Origin of the sequence: Massilia luteola (genome assembly GCF_034420155.1) — a bacterium.
Classification (GTDB): domain Bacteria; phylum Pseudomonadota; class Gammaproteobacteria; order Burkholderiales; family Burkholderiaceae_D; genus Telluria; species Telluria luteola.
In genome coordinates this window covers 116,727-134,301 of sequence record NZ_JAXOFN010000015.1, presented here as the reverse complement: position 1 = coordinate 134,301, position 17,575 = coordinate 116,727, and the positions used below count along the sequence as shown (strand labels likewise).

General features: G+C 66.8%; 14 protein-coding genes and 1 tRNA gene. 11 read left to right on the top strand and 4 right to left on the bottom strand.

Annotated features, from left to right (window positions below; genetic code table 11):
- Window positions 1–95 precede the first annotated feature (95 nt).
- From U9J41_RS16585 to U9J41_RS16570, 4 genes are all read right to left on the bottom strand, one after another.
- Window positions 96–2,288 (bottom strand): putative bifunctional diguanylate cyclase/phosphodiesterase, encoded by a 2,193-nt coding sequence (locus U9J41_RS16585; RefSeq protein WP_322403285.1) that lies wholly within the window; start codon window positions 2,286–2,288, stop codon window positions 96–98.
- 1 nt (window position 2,289) lies between these two features.
- Window positions 2,290–5,136, bottom strand: coding sequence for a response regulator (locus U9J41_RS16580; protein WP_322403284.1), 2,847 nt, complete (start codon window positions 5,134–5,136; stop codon window positions 2,290–2,292).
- Between the two features lie 295 nt (window positions 5,137–5,431).
- Window positions 5,432–5,629 carry a YbdD/YjiX family protein gene (locus U9J41_RS16575; protein ID WP_322403283.1) on the bottom strand — a complete coding sequence of 66 codons (198 nt, stop codon included), beginning with the start codon at window positions 5,627–5,629 and terminating at the stop codon, window positions 5,432–5,434.
- Window positions 5,629–7,704 (bottom strand): carbon starvation CstA family protein, encoded by a 2,076-nt coding sequence (locus tag U9J41_RS16570; RefSeq protein WP_322403282.1) that lies wholly within the window; start codon window positions 7,702–7,704, stop codon window positions 5,629–5,631. The genes U9J41_RS16575 and U9J41_RS16570 overlap by 1 nt, the downstream gene beginning before the upstream one ends.
- Before the next feature lie 321 nt (window positions 7,705–8,025).
- Between U9J41_RS16570 and U9J41_RS16565 the strand changes: the two genes are divergently transcribed.
- The 11 genes from U9J41_RS16565 to U9J41_RS16515 all read left to right on the top strand — a co-directional run bounded on the left by U9J41_RS16565 (window position 8,026) and on the right by U9J41_RS16515 (window position 17,562).
- The gene (locus U9J41_RS16565; RefSeq protein WP_322403281.1) at window positions 8,026–9,393 is read left to right on the top strand and encodes a cache domain-containing protein; all 1,368 of its coding nucleotides are present in this window, start codon (window positions 8,026–8,028) and stop codon (window positions 9,391–9,393) included.
- The gene (locus U9J41_RS16560) at window positions 9,390–10,028 is read left to right on the top strand and encodes a response regulator transcription factor (protein ID WP_322403280.1); all 639 of its coding nucleotides are present in this window, start codon (window positions 9,390–9,392) and stop codon (window positions 10,026–10,028) included. Before U9J41_RS16565 ends, U9J41_RS16560 begins: the two co-directional genes overlap by 4 nt.
- A 170-nt stretch (window positions 10,029–10,198) precedes the next feature.
- Complete coding sequence (locus tag U9J41_RS16555) at window positions 10,199–11,296, top strand: HDOD domain-containing protein (RefSeq protein ID WP_322403279.1); 1,098 nt, start codon at window positions 10,199–10,201, stop codon at window positions 11,294–11,296.
- Between the two features lies 1 nt (window position 11,297).
- Window positions 11,298–13,373 (top strand): putative bifunctional diguanylate cyclase/phosphodiesterase, encoded by a 2,076-nt coding sequence (locus U9J41_RS16550; RefSeq protein WP_425260589.1) that lies wholly within the window; start codon window positions 11,298–11,300, stop codon window positions 13,371–13,373.
- A gap of 67 nt (window positions 13,374–13,440) precedes the next feature.
- Window positions 13,441–13,530, top strand: a tRNA-Ser gene (locus tag U9J41_RS16545).
- 501 nt (window positions 13,531–14,031) lie between these two features.
- Window positions 14,032–14,793 (top strand): PEP-CTERM sorting domain-containing protein, encoded by a 762-nt coding sequence (locus U9J41_RS16540; protein WP_322403277.1) that lies wholly within the window; start codon window positions 14,032–14,034, stop codon window positions 14,791–14,793.
- 243 nt (window positions 14,794–15,036) lie between these two features.
- On the top strand, window positions 15,037–15,489 hold the full coding sequence (locus U9J41_RS16535) for a TM2 domain-containing protein (RefSeq protein WP_322403276.1): 453 nt from the start codon (window positions 15,037–15,039) through the stop codon (window positions 15,487–15,489).
- Between the two features lie 166 nt (window positions 15,490–15,655).
- Window positions 15,656–16,387 (top strand): helix-turn-helix domain-containing protein, encoded by a 732-nt coding sequence (locus U9J41_RS16530; protein ID WP_322403275.1) that lies wholly within the window; start codon window positions 15,656–15,658, stop codon window positions 16,385–16,387.
- Window positions 16,388–16,461: 74 nt separating this feature from the next.
- Window positions 16,462–16,794: an ArsR/SmtB family transcription factor gene (locus U9J41_RS16525; RefSeq protein ID WP_322403274.1), complete on the top strand. Its 333-nt coding sequence runs from the start codon at window positions 16,462–16,464 to the stop codon at window positions 16,792–16,794.
- A gap of 8 nt (window positions 16,795–16,802) precedes the next feature.
- Window positions 16,803–17,060, top strand: a complete 258-nt coding sequence (locus tag U9J41_RS16520) for a hypothetical protein (RefSeq protein WP_322403273.1) — start codon at window positions 16,803–16,805, stop codon at window positions 17,058–17,060.
- Between the two features lie 49 nt (window positions 17,061–17,109).
- Entirely contained in the window at window positions 17,110–17,562 is a 453-nt protein-coding gene (locus U9J41_RS16515; RefSeq protein WP_322403272.1) for a hypothetical protein, read from the top strand.
- Window positions 17,563–17,575 lie beyond the last annotated feature (13 nt).

Sequence of the window (17,575 nt, the reverse complement as noted above, 5' to 3'; positions counted from 1 at the left end):
GGGAACACGGTTTTGTGTGCGCGGTCACTGAACACTTGGGCCCCCGCCTGCGCGGGGGCGACGGATATTTGTGCGTCCGTGGAAACGGCGGGCTCTCAGCGCGCCGTCATCGGCACCCACAACTGCCGCAGCATCCCGGTCACCGAGTCCGCCGGCGCGGGCCGGCCCAGGTAGAAGCCCTGCACGAGGTCGCAGCCGTATTCCTCCAGCAGCACGAGCTGTTCGCCCGTCTCGACGCCTTCCGCCACGACGATCATCTTCAGGCCGTGCGCCATGGCGATGATGGCGCGGGTGATCGCCGCGTTCTCGGAATCCTGCGGCAGACCGCAGATGAAGCTGCGGTCGATTTTGAGGGTGCGCACGTCGAAGCGCTTCAGGTAGTTCATCGACGAATAGCCGGTGCCGAAGTCGTCGATCGACAGGTACACGCCGATGCCGCGCAGCTGTTCCAGCGTCGCCAGGGTCGCCTTCGCATCGTCCATCAGCGTGCCCTCGGTCAGCTCCAGTTCCAGCAGGCGCGGGTCGAGGCCCGTGTCGTGCAGGGCGGACAGCACGATCTGCGACAGGTTCTCGTCCTTGAACTGCTTGGCCGACAGATTCACGGCCATGCGCACGGGCCGGCGCATCAGCTTTTGCCAGTGGCGCGCCTGGTTGCATGCCGTGCGCAGCACCCATTCGCCGATCGGCACGATCAGGCCCGTCTCCTCGGCCAGCGGGATGAATTCGTTGGGCGAGACGACGCCGCGCTCCGCATGGCGCCAGCGCACGAGGGCTTCCACGCCGACGATCTCGGACGAGCGCACGTCGAGCTGCGGTTGATATAGCAGGTACAGCTCGTTGTTCTGCAAGGCCTTGCGCAGGCCGACTTCGAGCTTCACGTGGCTCATGATCTGCATCGTCAGCGACGACGAGTACAGCTTGGCGTTGTTCTTGCCGCAGTTCTTCGCGTGGTACATCGCGGTGTCGGCGTATTTGAGCAGCGACGTGCAGTCGTCGCCGTCCTCGGGGAACAGCGAGATGCCGATGCTCGCCGTGACGAAGATCTCGTTGCCCTCGATGATGAACGGGCGGCGCATGGCGTCCTTCACGCGGTGCGCCACGTTGAGGGCGTGTTCGACCCGTTCGAGGTCGGGGATCAGGATCGTGAATTCGTCGCCCCCCAGGCGCGCGAGGTTCGTGTCCGCGCTCCCGGCCGCGTCCACGCGCGGCAGCAGGTCGCCACGCGACAGCAGGTCGTTCGGCCGGATCGTCTCGCGCAGGCGGTCCGACACCTGCTTCAGCAATTGGTCGCCGACGTTGTGGCCGAGCGTGTCGTTGATGCGCTTGAACGCGTCCAGGTCCATGAACAGCACGGCGAACTTCTTGTTGCTGATCTTCGAGCGCTGCAGCTCGCGTTCCAGCGTCTCGAGAAAGGCCTGCCGGTTCGGGATGCCCGTCAGGCTGTCGCAATAGGCGAGGCGCCGGATCTGTTCCTCGGCGCGTTTGCGTTCGCTGATGTCGCGCACGAGGCCCAGCACTTCGTCCGGGCCGGTGGCGACGAGGCGCGCCTCGACATGCTGCGCCTCGCCGAAGCGGATCAGTTCATATTCGACCGAGCGCACCTGCCGCACGTGCAGGGCCATGCCGACCTGTTCGAGCAGGCGTTCGGCGATGTCGCGCGGCAGGACGTCCGTCACGTGGCGGCCGACGATCTGTTCCTCCGCGCCGGCGTCGCGCACGCCGCGGCCAGGTCCGTCGCGGCCCGGCCCTTCGCGGCCCGGCCCCTCGCGGCCCGGCTCGTAGTCGAGGTAGACGCCGTCGCGCGACATGCGGAAGAACGTGTCGGGGATGGCGGCCAGCACGGCGCGGTTCTGGGCGTCGGCGATGCGCAGGCGGACGATGGCGTCGCTGGCGCGCAGCACGTACAGCACGCGATGGCCGAGGATGGGCCAGTTGATCGGCTTCGACACGAAGTCCGTGGCGCCGGCCTCGTAGGCATTGGTGACGGCTTCCAGGTCGTCGCCGCCGGTGACCATCACGATCGGGACCATCGCGCCGTTCGGCAGGTCGCGGATCGCGCGGCACGCGGCGAAGCCGTCCATCTTCGGCATCTCGACGTCCAGCAGGATCAGGTCGGGCGTGCGCGCGTGCGCGAGGGCCACGGCCTGTTCGCCGTCCGCGGCCTCGATGCCTTCCAGGCCGACGCCGTCCAGCATTTCGAGCATCAGGAGGCGCATCACCGGATCGTCGTCGGCGACCAGGACGGTGGCGGGCAACCGAGCGCGCTGGTGGGTGGAATGGGCTGGCATGTCAGGTTTCCTTTTCGAGGATGGCGGCGAGCGAATGCCGGACGGCCTGGAACTCGTGTTCCATGTCGGTCAGGATCGCGCCGGCGCCTTCGGTGGTGTCGGCGCGGCCCAGGTGCTCCAGTGCCTTGCACAGGGCGGCGAGGGCCTCGGCGCCCACGTTGGCGCTGGCCGATTTGAGGGTGTGCGCGATGCGCCGCACATTGCCCGTATCGAGGCCGTCGATGGCGCCGCGCAGCGTGCGCAGCTGCTGCGGTGTGTCGTCGACGTAGGCGGCGATCACCTTCTGCACGAGGGCGTCGCCACGCTCGCGCGACAGGGCGCGGATCTTCTCCAGCGCGACGCGGTTGATGACGTCGCGCCGGATCACGTCGACGGATTCGCGCGGCAGCCGCGGCGGCGCGTCGTCGTGGTGAATGGTGGCGGCGAGCGGCAGCGCCATCCAGCGTCCGATCACGGCGGCCAGTTCCTGCTGGCTGAACGGCTTCGACAGGTAGTCGTCCATGCCGGCCGCGAGGCACGCTTCGCGGTCGCCCTGCAGCGCGTTCGCCGTGATGGCGATGATGGGAAGCACGCGGCCGCGGCCCGCTTCGCGTTCGGCGCGCCGGATCGCGGCCGTCGCGGCAAAGCCGTCCATCACGGGCATCTGGCAATCCATCAGCACCGCGTCGTACTGGTTCTCGTTGCGTCGCTCCTGCACGGCCTGCAGGGCGTCCTGGCCGTTGCGGGCGCAATCGACCTGCAGGTCGAGGCTTTCCAGCATCGCCCGGGCCACTTCGACGTTGACGGGATTGTCCTCGGCCAGCAGCACGCGCCGCGTGCGCGGGCGGCTGGCGTCCAGCTGCAGGGCGCGCGGCGGCAGGAAGCGCGGCGCCGGCGCCACCTGGCCGCGCGGCGGCGTCGCCAGGCAGGCGAACAGGTCGGCCGCGCGCGCCGGCTTGATCAGCTGGTAGGCGACGCCGGCCTCGCGCCGCTGCACCGGGTCGGCGGCCAGCAGTTCGGGACTGAGCAGCACGAGGCGCGTGGCGCGCGTGGCCGGGTCGGACTTGACCTGCGCGGCCAGCAGCAGGCCGCTCGTATGCGCCAGCTCCATGTCGAGGATGGCGGCGTCGTACGGCTGGCCGGCGCGCGCCGCGTCGTCCAGGCGGGCCAGCGCTTCGTCCGCGCTTTCCGCGGCATCGCACTCGACGCGCCATGTGGCCAGGTGGCGTTCGAGGCCGACGCGGCTCGTTTCCCGTTCGTCGACGACGAGCACGCGCAGGCCGTCGATCGTGTGCTGGTGGTCGCCCGGCGCATCGGGGTCGACGCGGCGCTTGTCGAAGGCGACGGTGAACCAGAACACGGACCCCTGCGTCAGGGCGTTCTCGACGCCGATGGCGCCGCCCATCAGCTCCACCAGTTGTTTCGAAATGGCGAGACCGAGTCCGGTGCCGCCGTATTTTCTCGTGGTGGAATCGTCGGCCTGCGAGAACGCCTCGAAGATGCGGCCGCGCGCGTCGCGCGAGATGCCGATGCCGGTGTCGTGCACTTCGAAGCGCAGCATCACGGCCTGGTTGTCCTCGCTCGCGATGCGCACCTTGGCGAGGATGCGACCCTGGTCGGTGAACTTGACCGCGTTGCCGAGCAGGTTGGCCATGATCTGGCGCAGGCGGTTCGGGTCGCCGCAGATCGCCACCGGGATGTCGTTGGCGATGTCGAAGTGGAGCAGGATGTTCTTTGCCTCGGCCTGCGGCGTGTAGACGGTGTGGATGTCGTCCAGCAGGTCCCACAGATTGAAATTGATGTACTCGACGGTGAGCTTGCCGGCCTCGATCTTGGAAAAGTCGAGGATGTCGTTGATGATCACCAGCAGGTGCTCGCCCGACTGCTTGACGAGGCGGGTGTAGTTGCGCTGGGTCTCGGTCAGCTCCGTCCCGAGCAGCATTTCCGTCATGCCGAGCACGCCGTTCATCGGGGTGCGGATCTCGTGGCTCATCGTGGCGAGGAAGGCACTCTTCGCGCGGCTCGCCGCCTCGGCCGCGTTCTTCGCCCGTTCCAGCTGTTCGGTGCGCACGCTGACCTGGCGCTCCAGTTCGTCGCGGTGGTGGGTGAGCGCGGCGCCGCGGCCTTCGACCTGGGCCAGCATATTGTTGAAACTGTCGATCAGCATGCCCAGTTCGTCGCTGCGGTTGTGGGCGATGCGCAGCGTGTAGTTCTGGCTGGCCGACACTTTTTGCGCCGCGTTGATCAGCTTGCCGATGGGGTCGCCGATGCTGCGCCGCAGCCGCCGTGCGAGCACGAACGCCGTCAGCATCGCGGCGCCCAGCGCGGCGGCCATCACGCCCAGCGCGCGCGCGATGTCCAGCCACAGCGGCACGAGGTCGCTCTCGATCATCACGGCGCCCACCGGCGGGAGGGGATGGCCGTCCGCATCCGCCGCGGCGCCGAGCACGTGATAGACGCGCAGCGCCGGCAGCCAGGGCCGGCTGCCGGCGGCCGCTGCGGCGGCGAGGGCGTCCGGCGCGACGCTGTCCAGCGCCTCGTCCGGGCCGGCGTCGTGGCCGGGCGCGTGCCAGGCGGCGAACGACCGGCCCTTGCGGTCGTACAGGACGGCGGCGCTGAGGCGTTGGCGGGCGTCCAGCGCCGCCAGCAACTGCGTGGCCAGGCGGCGGTCGTTGAACTGCACGGCATCGAGACTGCCCTGCGCGAGCACGGCCGCGAGCGCATCGAGCTCCTGCCGCTCCGCGCGGCGCTGGCCGGCCACGGTCGCCACGGCGAAGACGATGTAGACGACCAGCAGCGCGCTGGCCGCGGCCTGCAGGCACATCGACGTCAGTTTTCGGTTGAGGCTTGAGCGCTCGAGAGTCAGCATGGTTGGGCGGATCCGGCGGTCGGCGCTGCGAACGAACCTGTCAAGCAGGTTCACCATGCAAGAAAGCAAATTCTTGCAGGAATTGACTATAGGGGAGGGCTATGGCGCGCCGTTTGTGCTGGCGCAAAGTGGCGGGGAGCCGGGGCGGTCGGGAGAAGAGGGAATATCTATAAAAACGTCGTCGCCGCGGAGGCGGGGACCCAAGTTCTGTATGCGTTACCACAGCACATGCAAAACTGGATCCCTGCCTCCGCAGGGACGACGAGTATTCAGGCGCTACTTGTGAACGGCAAGCTCAGCAACACCCGCCGCGCTTGCCGTTACCGTAGCGCGCCTGCTGGCGCTCGCGGAAGAACGCCTCGTAGCTCATGACCGGTTGATCCGGATGGGTCTTTTCCATGTGCGCCACATAGGTGTCGTATTCCGGCAGGCCGACCATCAGGCGCATGCTTTGCCCGAGGTAGCGGCCCGCCTGTGCCAGCGCGCCGAGCATCACTGCACCTCGGCCATCGACGCGGCCGGCGCCGCGACGTACGGCGTTTCCTGCGCGCTCGGGCGGGCATTCCGGCGCGCGGCCAGCGCCGTGCGGATGCCGTACAGCAGCACCGCGATCACGACGACCATGAAGAAGCCGCACAGTGTGGCGTCGACGTAGTCGTTGAAGATGATGCGGCCCATCTGGTCGAGCGACTTGGCCGGCGCCAGCACCTGGCCCTGGTCGAGCGCGGCCTGGAACTTGTGGGCGTGCGCCATGAACCCGACCTTGACGTTCGGATCGAAGATCTTGAGCCAGCCGGCGGACAGCGTGCAGATCAGCAGCCAGATGGTCGGCACGATCGAGACCCAGGCGTACTGGCCGCGCTTCATCTTGAACAGCACGACGGTACCCAGCGTGAGCGCGATACCGGCCAGCATCTGGTTGGCGATGCCGAACAGCGGCCACAAGGTATTGATGCCGCCCAGCGGATCGACGACGCCCTGGTACAGGAAATAACCCCAGGCGGCCACGCACAGGCCCGTGGCGATCAGGTTGGCGGGCAGCGACTCGGTGCGCTTGAACGACGGCGCGAAGACGCCCAGCAGGTCTTGCAGCATGAAGCGGCCGGCGCGCGTGCCGGCGTCGACGGCGGTGAGGATGAACAGCGCCTCGAACAGGATCGCGAAGTGGTACCAGAACGCCATCATGACCTTGCCGCCGATGACGTTCGACAGGATGTGGGCCATGCCGACGGCCAAGGTCGGGGCGCCGCCGGCGCGCGAGATGATGGTGTTTTCGCCGACGTCCTTCGCGATCTGCGTCAGCTGGTCGGGCGTGATCACGAAGCCCCAGTGCGAGACCGCGGCGGCGGCCGTCTGGGCGGTCGTGCCGATCACGGCGGCCGGGCTGTTCATCGCAAAATAGACGCCCGGATCGATGGTCGACGCGGCGACGAGGGCCATGATGGCGACGAACGATTCCATCAGCATGCCGCCGTAGCCGATGAAGCGGGCATGCTGTTCGTTCTCGATCATCTTCGGCGTGGTGCCCGACGAGATCAGCGCGTGGAAGCCGGACACGGCGCCGCACGCGATGGTGATGAACAGGAACGGGAACAGCGAGCCGGACCAGGCCGGACCGGTGCCGTCGATGAAGCGGGTGATCGAGGGCATCTGCATCATCGGTGCGACGAACACGATGCCCAGCGCGAGGCCGACGATGGTGCCGATCTTGAGGAACGTGGACAGGTAGTCGCGCGGCGCCAGCAGCAGCCACACGGGAATGACCGACGCCACGAAGCCGTAGCCGATCAGCATCCACGTCAGCTGGATGCCGGTGAAGTTGAACGTCGCGCCCAGGGTGGCCGAGTCGTGCACGTACTGGCCGCCGGCGATGGCGCCGATCAGCAGCACGAAGCCGATCAGCGACACTTCGCCGATGCGGCCCACGCGGATGTAGCGCGAGTAGATGCCCATGAACAGCGCGATCGGGATCGTCGCCATCACGGTGAACGCGCCCCACGGCGAGGCGGTCAGGGCCTTCACGACGATCAGCGCCAGCACGGCCAGGATGATCACCATGATCATGAACGTGCCGAACAGGGCGATCACGCCGGGGATCTCGCCCATTTCGGACTTGATCAGGTCGCCGAGCGAGCGGCCGTCGCGGCGCATCGAGATGAACAGGATCATGAAGTCCTGCACGGCGCCGGCGAACACGACGCCGGCCAGGATCCACAGCATGCCCGGCAGATAGCCCATCTGCGCGGCGAGCACGGGACCGACGAGCGGACCGGCGCCGGCGATCGCGGCGAAGTGGTGGCCGAACAGCACGTAGCGGTTCGTCGGCACGAAATCGAGGCCGTCGTTGTACTTGTACGCCGGGGTCTGGCGGCGCGCGTCGAGCCCCATCACCTTGTCGGCGATGAACAGGCTGTAGAAGCGGTACGCGATCAGGTACACGCAGACCGCCGCGATGACGACCCAGACGGCGTTGATGGATTCGCCGCGCTTGAGGGCGACGTAGGCGAGCGAGGCGGCGCCCGCGAGCGACAGCGCAGCCCAGCCGAGCTGGCTTGTTAGACGTTTCATTATTGACTCCTCCGATTGGATGCGCTGCCCGACCGGTCGATGCCGGCTTGCATGAACAGCAGCGTGCCATCCAGTATCTTGCACGGGTCGGCATCCAACAAGCGCACGACTACGCAGCGCGCTACGTAATCCTACGTAGGGTGGGGTCCCCGAGCCCACGAGACGACATCGCGCTCGGGCGGCGCGTCGTTCGCCCGGGCCGTAGCGTGGGCTCCCCGAGCCCACGCGCAACGCCAACACGGCACATACGTCACGCGTGGGCACCGGGTGCGCACCCTACGCTGTACAATTTGATGTTACGACTCATTCCACGCGCACGGCATGCAATTACGGCAGAAGGTCATCTTCCTCGCGATCGCCCCGCTGATCGTGGCGCTGTGCGCGATCGCGCTGTTCGTCCGGCAGCAGGCGATCGCGCTGGCGCACGAGCAGCACGCCACCATCCAGCAGGCCTATCTGGCGAGCAAGCAGGCCGAACTGCGCCATTACGTGGACCTGGCCTCGCACTCGATCGCCAACCTGACGGCGTCCGGCCGCAGCGACCCGGCCACGCTGGCGGAAGCCAAGCGCGTGCTGCAATCGCTCAGCTTCGGCGACGACGGCTATTTCTTCGTCTACGACATGCAGGGCCGCAACCTGATGCACCCGCGCCAGCCCGAGCTGGTCGGCCGCGACCTGTGGAACCTGCGCGACCAGTTCGGCGCGCCGACCATCCAGAACATCGTCGCCGTGGCGAAGCAGGGCGGGGGACTCGTGCGCTACAACTGGGTCAAGCCGTCGACCAACAAATCGGGCCCCAAGCTCGGCTACGTCGTGGCGATCCCGCAATGGGGCTGGATCATGGGCAGCGGCCTGTACCTGGATGACGTGCAGGCCGCGCTCGACCAGGTCGACGCCCAGCAGTCGCGCAACATCCAGACGACGATGTGGTGGATCGCCGGCGTCGCCATCCTCGCCACGCTCGTCATCGGCGGCGCCGGCCTCGCGCTGAACGTCAGCGAATCGCGCGTGGCGGACACGAAGCTGAAAGCGCTCGCGCAGCGCGTCGTCGATTCGCAGGAGCAGGAACGGGCGCGCCTGTCGCGCGACCTGCACGACGGCATCAGCCAGTGGCTCGTGTCGATCAAGCTGCAGATCGAGGCGGGCATCATCCGCATGAAAGGCACGCCGGACCAGCAGCGCCAGGCGCATGCCAGCTTCGAGCGCACGGCCGAAGAACTCAACAAGGTGCTGGGCGAGGTGCGCCGCATCTCGCACGACCTGCGTCCGACCTTGCTGGACGACCTCGGGCTCGCGGCCGCGCTCGACCACCTGGCCGAGGAATTCTCGCAGCACAGCGGCACGCCGGTGACGTTCGCGGCGTCGGGCGACCGCGATGCCGAGTACCTGCCGCAGACCGTCGGCACGGTGCTGTTCCGCATCGCCCAGGAAGCGCTGACGAACATCGAGCGCCACGCGGGCGCCCGGCACATCGACCTGTCCCTGCACACGGCCCGCGGGCGCGTGCTGCTCACCATCGCCGACGACGGCGCCGGCTTCGACGCCGAGGGCGTGGCCACGCACCCGCAGCGCGGCATCGGCCTGCGCAACATGATGGAACGGCTGGACGCCATCGGCGGCCACCTCGACATCGCATCGTCGGCGGCCGGCACCACCGTGTGCGCAAGCGTCGAACTGGAGAATGAATGACGACCGGGACCATCCACATCATGCTCGTCGACGACCATCCGCTCGTGCGCGACGGCCTGCGCGCGCGCCTGGAGGCCGTGCCCCATTTCCGCGTCGTGGCCGAAGCGGATTCCGGCGCCGACGCGCTGGGCCTCGCCGGCAGCACGCGCATCGACCTCGTGCTGATGGACATCACCATGCGCGACGGCAGCGGTATCGAGGCCACGGCGCGGCTGACCACGAATTTCCCCGACATCGCGGTGCTGATCCTGTCCATGCACGACAAGCTGGAATACGTCACGCAGGCCATGCAGGCGGGCGCGCGCGGCTACGTACTGAAAGACGCGCCGGGCAAGGACATCGTGCTCGCCATCGACACCGTCATGGCCGGCGGCATCTACTACAGCGCCGCGGTGGCGCGCCAGCTGGCGCGCCCGGCCGCCCAGGACAACCAGCTCACCTCGCGCGAGCAGGAAGTGCTGCGCCACATCGCCAACGGCGAGTCGAACAAGCAGATCGCGCGGGCGCTCGACCTGTCCGTGCGCACCGTCGAAACGCACCGCCTGAACATCAAGCGCAAGCTGGGCATCGAAGGGCAGGCGGAGCTGATCAAGTTCGCCGTGCAGCACGGCCGGTTCGGCAGCGCAGGGACGTAAATATATCTACAAAAACGTATCCCGCAGGAAACAGAAACAGTTGCTTTCCGAAAAGGGGTGCTCTACTATTAGCTGGTTACTATCAATGCATAATCGCTAATCCGCCAATGGCCAGCGCCCCGTTCCCGGTGGTTGAAATACGTTCCGTCGCCAATGCGCAGAACGAGTGGGTGGCGCTTTTGCTTGGCACGCCGGAAGAAGGGCTCGACGACGCCGGCTTGCTGGGCGTGTTCGGCACGGCGGACCTGCTGGCCGCCATCGCGCCGCTCGACTGCGTCGTCCGGCTCGACGACGTCGCCGTCCTCACGCCGCCCATCCTGAACGTCCTGCCGGCCAACCGCGTGCTGCTGGCCGTGCGCGCCGCGGCGCTGGCGACGGATGGCACGGCGCGCCGCCTGGCGGAACTGCAGATGGCCGGCTACCGGGTACTGATCGACGGTGCGCTGCCGGAAGGCGTCGCCGCACCGATCGCGCTGCGCACCGTCGCGCGCGACGCCTGTGCCGAGCTGCCGCGCGCCGGCGGATTGCCCGCGCTGTTCGGCCCGCACCTGGCTTACCAGGTCGACGACATGGCGCGCTACCGCGCCTGCGAGAACGCCGGCTTTTCCTGGTTCAGCGGCGATTACGCGCTGCAGGGCAGCGTGCCGGAAGGCGACGACGGCACCTCGCGCCGCCACATGCTGACGATGCTCGCGCTGCTGGCCCGCGATGCCGATTCGCGCGAGCTGGAAGCGCAGCTCAAGCAGGACCCGGCCCTGTCTTACCATCTTTTGAAGCTGGTGAATTCGGCCGCGTTTTCCGTCGGCACCCAGATCACCGGTTTCGCCCAGGCGATCAGCCGCCTGGGCCGCCGCCAGTTGCAGCGCTGGCTGCAACTGCTGCTGTACGCGCGCCAGCATCCCGACAGTCCGCCGAACCTGATGCTGCCGGTGGCCGCGCTGCGCGGCGCGGCGCTGGAAGCGCTGTGCAAGCGCGACGGCGGCGACCGCGACGACCAGGACCTCGCCTTCATGGCCGGCGTGTTCTCGCTGCTGGACCGCCTGTTCCAGATGCCGATGGCGGAGGTCGTACAGGACTTGAACCTGCCCGAACACGTCGAAGCCGCGCTGCTGCGGCGCGAAGGGCAGCTCGGACAACGATTGCGGCTGGCCGAAGCAGGCCGGCCCGACCCGGAGACGCTGGAGGAAGCGGGCGTCTCCGGGCCGGACTGGTGGCAGAGCCAGTTGCACGCCTATCACTGGGCCATCCAGGTAGCCCGCAATGTCTAAGATGCCAGCCGCTGCGACGATGGATTTCGTGGGCGGCAGCGCTGCCGTCTGCGACGCTGTATTGAAACTCCGGGGCGATGCCCTGTACGCCGAACTGGGACGCATCGCCGGGGCGCTGCTCGCCAGCCCGCACGGCGCCTTCATCCCCGACGACGCCATTCCGCGAGCCGCGGTCGACGGCGCGCTGCTGCAGGAAGTGCGCGCCGACGGCATGTGCTTCGGCCGCTACGAAGTCGCCGGCCGCGCCTACAGCCTGGAAGACTGGCGCCTGCTGGAAGGCCTGGCCGGCCTCACCGGTTCGCTGCTGCAGGTGCATTCGCTGGCCCGGCGCACCACGCATGCCTATGCCCAGGTCGAGGCGCAACTGGCGCACCAGTCGCAGATCCTGGACCAGATCCACGAATCCGTCCTCACGCTGGACCGGATGGGCTACATCACCAGCTGGAACAAGGGCGCGGAACTCCTGTTCGGCTACACGGCGCTGGAAGCGGTGGGCCGCAACATCCTGTTCCTGTACGCGGACGAAGAGCCGGACTTCGAGGACGCCTTCGCGGAGCAGGGCGGCCGCATGATGGAAGTGCGGCGCCGGAAGAAATCGGGCGAAGTGTTCTGGGCCAGCCTGTCGCTGTCGCCGCTGTGCGACCTGGAAGACCGTCGCATCGGCCTGATCGCCTACCTCACCGACATCACGGAACGCAAGCTGGCCGAGGAGCGCCTGCATCATCTGGCCTACTACCACGAGTTGACCGGCCTGCCGAACCGCACGCTGTTCGGCCGCCTCGTCGACCAGGCCCTGATGGTCGCCCAGCGCAACGAGTCGACGGCCTGCGTGCTGTACCTGGACCTGAACCGCTTCAAGCTGATCAACGGCACACTGGGCCGCAGGGTCGGCGACGAGCTGCTGCGCCAGGTCGCCGAACGCCTGCGCAACACGCTGCGCGACGAGGACGTCGTGGCGCACCTGTCCGGCGACGAATTCGCCGTCGGCCTGTTCGACATCCGCCAGCACTTCGAGGCCACGACGGTCGCGCAAAAGCTGCAGGGCGCGCTGGAAGCGCCGTTCCTCGTGCAGGGCCACGACCTGCGCGTGGGCGCGAGCGTCGGCATCTCGGTCTACCCGCAGGACGGCCAGGACGCGGAAACGCTGCTGCGCATGGCCGACATCGCGATGGAGCGCGCCAAGGAACACGCCGAGAACCCGGACCGCAGCGTCGCCTTCTACCGCCTCGACATGAACGAGGGCATGCAGCAGCGCATGCTGATCGAATCCGGCCTGCGCCACGCCCTCGGCAACGGCGAACTCATTCTGCACTACCAGCCCAAATTCGAGATCGGCTCGACCCGCCTCGTGGGCGCGGAAGCCCTCGTGCGCTGGAAGCATCCGGTGCGCGGCATGGTCCCGCCGATCGAATTCATTCCGCTGGCCGAAAGCACGGGCCTGATCGTGCAGGTGGGCGAGTGGGTGCTGGAGCAGGCCTGCGCCCAGGCCGCGATCTGGCAGCGCGCCGGCCTGCCGCCGTTCCGCCTCGCGGTGAACGTGTCGGCACGCGAATTCACGGCCTCGCTGCCGGGCCGCGTCGCGGAAACCCTGCGCCGCTACCGCCTCGACGCGCACTGGCTCGAACTGGAGATCACGGAAAGCACGCTGATGCACGACATCGAGCACGTGATCGCCATCATGGACCGCATCAGCGCGCTGGGCGTGGCGCTGTCGCTGGACGATTTCGGCACGGGCTATTCGAGCCTGTCGTACCTGAAGCGCTTCCCGATCGACACGCTGAAGATCGACCGCTCGTTCACGACCGGCATCCCGCAGGACCCGAGCGACTGCGCGATCGCGAGCACCATCATCGGCATGGGGCGCAAGCTGGGGCACCGCGTGATCGCGGAAGGCGTGGAGACCGTGGAACAACTGGAGTTCCTGCGCCAGGCGGGGTGCGACGAAGTGCAGGGCTATCTGTACGGGAAGCCGTTGCCGGCGTATGAGTTCGAGAAGAGTTTGCGCGAGAACTGGCTGCTGATGGCGCGCATGGAGGCGGATGCGACGATTGGATCGGTCGTGTGGTCGGCCAAGTAGGCCCTGTCTGTTTGCCGCCCGTTTGCTGCCCGTGGGGCAATGATTTATGTATAATGCCGGTTCCTCAGGAAGCGTGGCCGAGTGGTTGAAGGCAGCAGTCTTGAAAACTGCCGACGGGGGAACCCGTTCGTGAGTTCGAATCTCACCGCTTCCGCCAGGCGCCTGCGCGCCTCGCGTGTGAGATTCGAAGGGCATGGCCCCGCAGGGCCATCCCTCCCGAATCGCCCGTTTGCTGGCCGCGCAGCGGACAGCGTTGCGCGCCAGGGGCGCGCACTGCGGAGTGCGAATATCTGCGCCGCGTGTCCGGGCCGGTTCGGCCTCCCGAAGATGGACCACTCAATCGAGGTCGTCCAGCAGGTCTGCTGCTTGCCTAGGTTGGCGGGCTGTGTCAGACACGTGCTGGTCGCTGCCGCCAACGCCGCATCCGGCGCCGCACAGCGGACGCAATATGCCCGCGCAACACGCCCCGCACCACATCTCGACAGAGACCTCCGCACGTTTGCGTTCGCATAAGCGAAAGAATGGCAGCGCTTCTTATAGTCGATCGAGGTCGGCTGGCTCGTCACCTATCCCATTCTGCGCGCCTGGCAATATCCCCAGGGTCAGACGACTGCGATACCGCCAGGGCCGCGCCGGGTGCCCGTCAACGGAGCAGATCATGAAAACCTCGCATCACGCAGCCATCGCGACGCTTCTTTCCGCGGCAATGCTGGGCACTTCGCCCAGTGCTTCGGCACAAGTGAGTGCAACCTCATCGTTCGATTCGTTCTCCTATCAACTGGTCGACCTCAATGCCTGCGACGGCATCGATCCCAGCGTCAGCTTCCTCGATTCATCGGTGAACGGCTGGGCGCTCCTGCGCGACAGCAACGGCGCCGTGCGCGAATCGGTGCAGGACGGCAGCAGGGACGAGCGCCCCGTCCAGGTACGGATCGACACGGGGGACGCATACCTGGCCGGCGACGCCACCCCGACCAGCGCCAGCTCGCTGGTCACCATCGAGAGCGGCATCGGCGATACCAACACCGACGGCTTCCTCGGCTTCGTCCTGGCGCCGTACACGCAAGTCACGTTCACCATCGATGCCAGGGCAACCGCCAGCGCGGCCAGTTCGCCGAACTATGCGTTTGCCACCGTGGCGGTGAACGGAACCGTCACGGACGAGGAGGGCAACCACATCCTCGACACCGATGGCCTGTCCAGCTACCTCGCGTCTTCCGACACATTGGCGGTCACCTTGCGCTCGGCCGGCGTCGCACGCATGGGAACGCTCGAATTCGCCACGGCGGCCCATGCCCTGTTGCAGCCGGTGCCGGAGCCGACTTCGATGGCGATGCTGGTCGCCGGGCTGGCCGTCGTGGGCGGATACGCGCGCCGGCGTTCATCGTGCGCCACGTACTCATGCGCGATGTGCGCGTAAGGAATGAGACTCCGAAAGACCATCGTCGTATCCGACAGGGCTGCGATGGCCGGTCCTGTCGATGCCCTCTGAACGTTGATTGATAATTTATTGCCAACACGAAATACATGCGATACTCTTCAACAATAGTTGTTAATTCGAAATCCAACTGTTGGGGGAAGCATGACGATGGTGTTTTGCAGAGGCTGCGGTAAAGAAATCCATGAAACGGCCGTTTCATGTCCGCATTGTGGATGCCAGCAGATGGCCGCTGCGACTGGCAATATCAAAAGCCAGAGCGTGGCCGCGGTGCTGGCGGCATTCGTCGGCGGGATCGGTATCCATCGGTTCTATTTGCGCAGCCCAATCTCCGGTATCTTCTACATCCTGTTTTGCTGGACTGGGATTCCAGGTCTGATCGCCCTCGTCGAGACCTTCATCTACACCTTCATGAGCCAGCAGAGCTGGGCGAGAAAATACAACAACGGTGTGATCAGCGAGCCTGTGCATATCGCGATCCGGATTCTCGTATTGATTTTCCCCGTGGCGTTCGTTGCCGGCATCCTTGCCGCCATCGCGATCCCCGCGTACCAGAGTTATCGGATCAAGGCCGAAGCGGCGAAGTCGAGCGTTTCCATCGACGCCCCCCGGTATGCGGCCGTTCACGCCGTGATCGCCGTCCCGGTTGCAAAGACAACGCCGTCGCTCGTCGCCTGAACATCAAAGACTGCCATATTGCAAGCGAAGACCCGCGTCTTCGCGTCGCGCCGTGGGCCAGCTCGTCGGCCTGGCTCATCAGGTCCCGCCGTTGTGTTGGCCGGACATGCTACGATCGCAAGAGTCAAAGCCCATCCTCCTGCCCTCCGTATCGAAATCCGCGACCATGTCCGAAGTCACGCAAATCATCACCACGATCAAGCGCCAGCTGAAGCTGCAAGGCAAGACATACCGCGACGTGGCCGGCACGCTGGGCCTGTCGGAGGCGAGCGTCAAGCGCCTGCTGACGTCGGACACGCTCGGCGTCGACCGTCTCATCGAGATCAGCAACATGCTCGGTTTTACGCTGGCCGAGCTCGCGCAGGAGGCGGCGCTGTCCGGCACCCGGCTGCATACCCTGAGCCCCGAGCAGGAAAAGGAACTCGTGTCGGACACGAAACTGTTGCTCGTCGCCGCGTGCGCGCTGAATCACTGGACGTTGGCGGACATCCTCGCCGTGTACCGCCTGACGGAGGCCGAGTGCCTGCAGAAGCTGCTGCACCTCGATCGCCTGCATCTGATCGCGCTAATGCCGGGCAATCGCATCCGCCTGAACGTGGCGCGCGATTTCGACTGGTTGCCCGACGGTCCCATTCGCCGTTACTTTCGCACGCAGGGCCTGGCCGATTTCCTCGACGGTCGCTTCGACCGGCCCGACGAGACGCTCGCCTTCACGCACGGGATGCTGACGGAGAGCGCGCTCGCGGCGATGCAGGTAGAGCTGCGCCGCTTGCGCGCCCGCTTCGCCGAACTGCATGAGGAAAGCCTGGCGTCGCCGCTGCCCAAGCGGCGCGGCAGCGGCCTGCTGCTGGCGTTGCGCGAGTGGGAGCCGGCCGGGTTCACGGCGCTGCGGCGCTGACGGTCGGCGCGCCGGCGGCGCATATGCATCAATCCGTTCTGGACTTTCTTTCACATGTCAGATATTGTTTACACGTGAAAGACAAAGCCAAACACCTGCAGGGAGACCGCTTGCTGGCCATGCTGGCGGCGCTCGCCAATCCGCACCGGCTGCGCATCGTCGCGGCGCTGGAGACGGGCGGGCGCAATTACGTGAGCCAGCTGGCGCGCGAGATCGGGTTGAGTCGTCCACTGCTGCACCTGCACCTGCAAAAGCTGGAAGAGGCCGGGCTCGTCACGAGCCAGCTCGAACTGTCCAGCGACGGCAAGGCGCTCAAGTATTTCGATGTGGCCGAGTTCGGTGTGCTGCTGGCGCCCGCCGCCATCGCCGAAGCGGTCAAGACGTTGAACCTTCACGAGGAAGAGTAGAGGCTGCCATGTCCACCACCGTGTATCTGTTGACGATCTGCCTGCCGCTGGCCACCGTGCTGCTGGTCTTCGGCATGAAGTATTTCGCCATGGTCCAGCAGGCGAAGGCGCGCACGGCCCGCGACGAGGCCGACCGCCGGCTGGCGGACGAGCTCGCCCGGACCCAGACCGAGACCGTGGCCCAGCTGGCGGCGATGAATGCCGCGCTCGCACGCCTGGAGGGGCGCATGGGCGCGGTCGAGAAAGTGTTGAAGGAAGTCGAGTAATCGCAGTTCAATGGCCGCAAGGCCGTCCCCCAACGTTCGAGGAGCCATCATGCGCGAAGTGTCGTTGTTGCGGTTGTACCTGTTGCGGGCGATGTATTTGCTGGTCGTCGGCGGACTCGGCGTATTTGCCGTGCCGTCGATTCTGCGCCATGCGGGGCAGCGCGAGCTGGCACCGGGTATTGTCGATGCCATGTTGCTGGCGTTCTGGCTGCTGTGCATCGTCGGCCTGCGCTATCCGTTGCGGATGCTGCCCGTGCTGTTGTGGGAACTGGTGTGGAAGGTGCTGTGGCTCGGCATGGTCGCCTGGCCGGCATGGCGCGCGGGCACGATGGACGCCGCCACTGCGGAAAACGCGTTCAATTGTGCCTTCGTCGTGATCATGCCGTTCGTGCTTCCCTGGGGCTATCTCGTGCGCCATTATCTGCGCGCACCCGGGGACCCGTGGCGCGCGGACCGTTCCGCGTTCGCCGGGACGCCCGAGCGCAGGGCGGCCGAGGCCTGAGCCCGGCCGCCTG

Coding starts and splice junctions, on each gene's coding strand:
- U9J41_RS16585 (WP_322403285.1), bottom strand. CDS start 2,288: ATGCCAGCCCATTCCACCCACCAGCGCGCTCGGTTGCCCGCCACCGTC.
- U9J41_RS16580 (WP_322403284.1), bottom strand. CDS start 5,136: ATGCTGACTCTCGAGCGCTCAAGCCTCAACCGAAAACTGACGTCGATG.
- U9J41_RS16575 (WP_322403283.1), bottom strand. CDS start 5,629: ATGCTCGGCGCGCTGGCACAGGCGGGCCGCTACCTCGGGCAAAGCATG.
- U9J41_RS16570 (WP_322403282.1), bottom strand. CDS start 7,704: ATGAAACGTCTAACAAGCCAGCTCGGCTGGGCTGCGCTGTCGCTCGCG.
- U9J41_RS16565 (WP_322403281.1), top strand. CDS start 8,026: ATGCAATTACGGCAGAAGGTCATCTTCCTCGCGATCGCCCCGCTGATC.
- U9J41_RS16560 (WP_322403280.1), top strand. CDS start 9,390: ATGACGACCGGGACCATCCACATCATGCTCGTCGACGACCATCCGCTC.
- U9J41_RS16550 (WP_425260589.1), top strand. CDS start 11,298: ATGCCAGCCGCTGCGACGATGGATTTCGTGGGCGGCAGCGCTGCCGTC.
- U9J41_RS16540 (WP_322403277.1), top strand. CDS start 14,032: ATGAAAACCTCGCATCACGCAGCCATCGCGACGCTTCTTTCCGCGGCA.
- U9J41_RS16535 (WP_322403276.1), top strand. CDS start 15,037: ATGGCCGCTGCGACTGGCAATATCAAAAGCCAGAGCGTGGCCGCGGTG.
- U9J41_RS16530 (WP_322403275.1), top strand. CDS start 15,656: ATGTCCGAAGTCACGCAAATCATCACCACGATCAAGCGCCAGCTGAAG.
- U9J41_RS16520 (WP_322403273.1), top strand. CDS start 16,803: ATGTCCACCACCGTGTATCTGTTGACGATCTGCCTGCCGCTGGCCACC.
- U9J41_RS16515 (WP_322403272.1), top strand. CDS start 17,110: ATGCGCGAAGTGTCGTTGTTGCGGTTGTACCTGTTGCGGGCGATGTAT.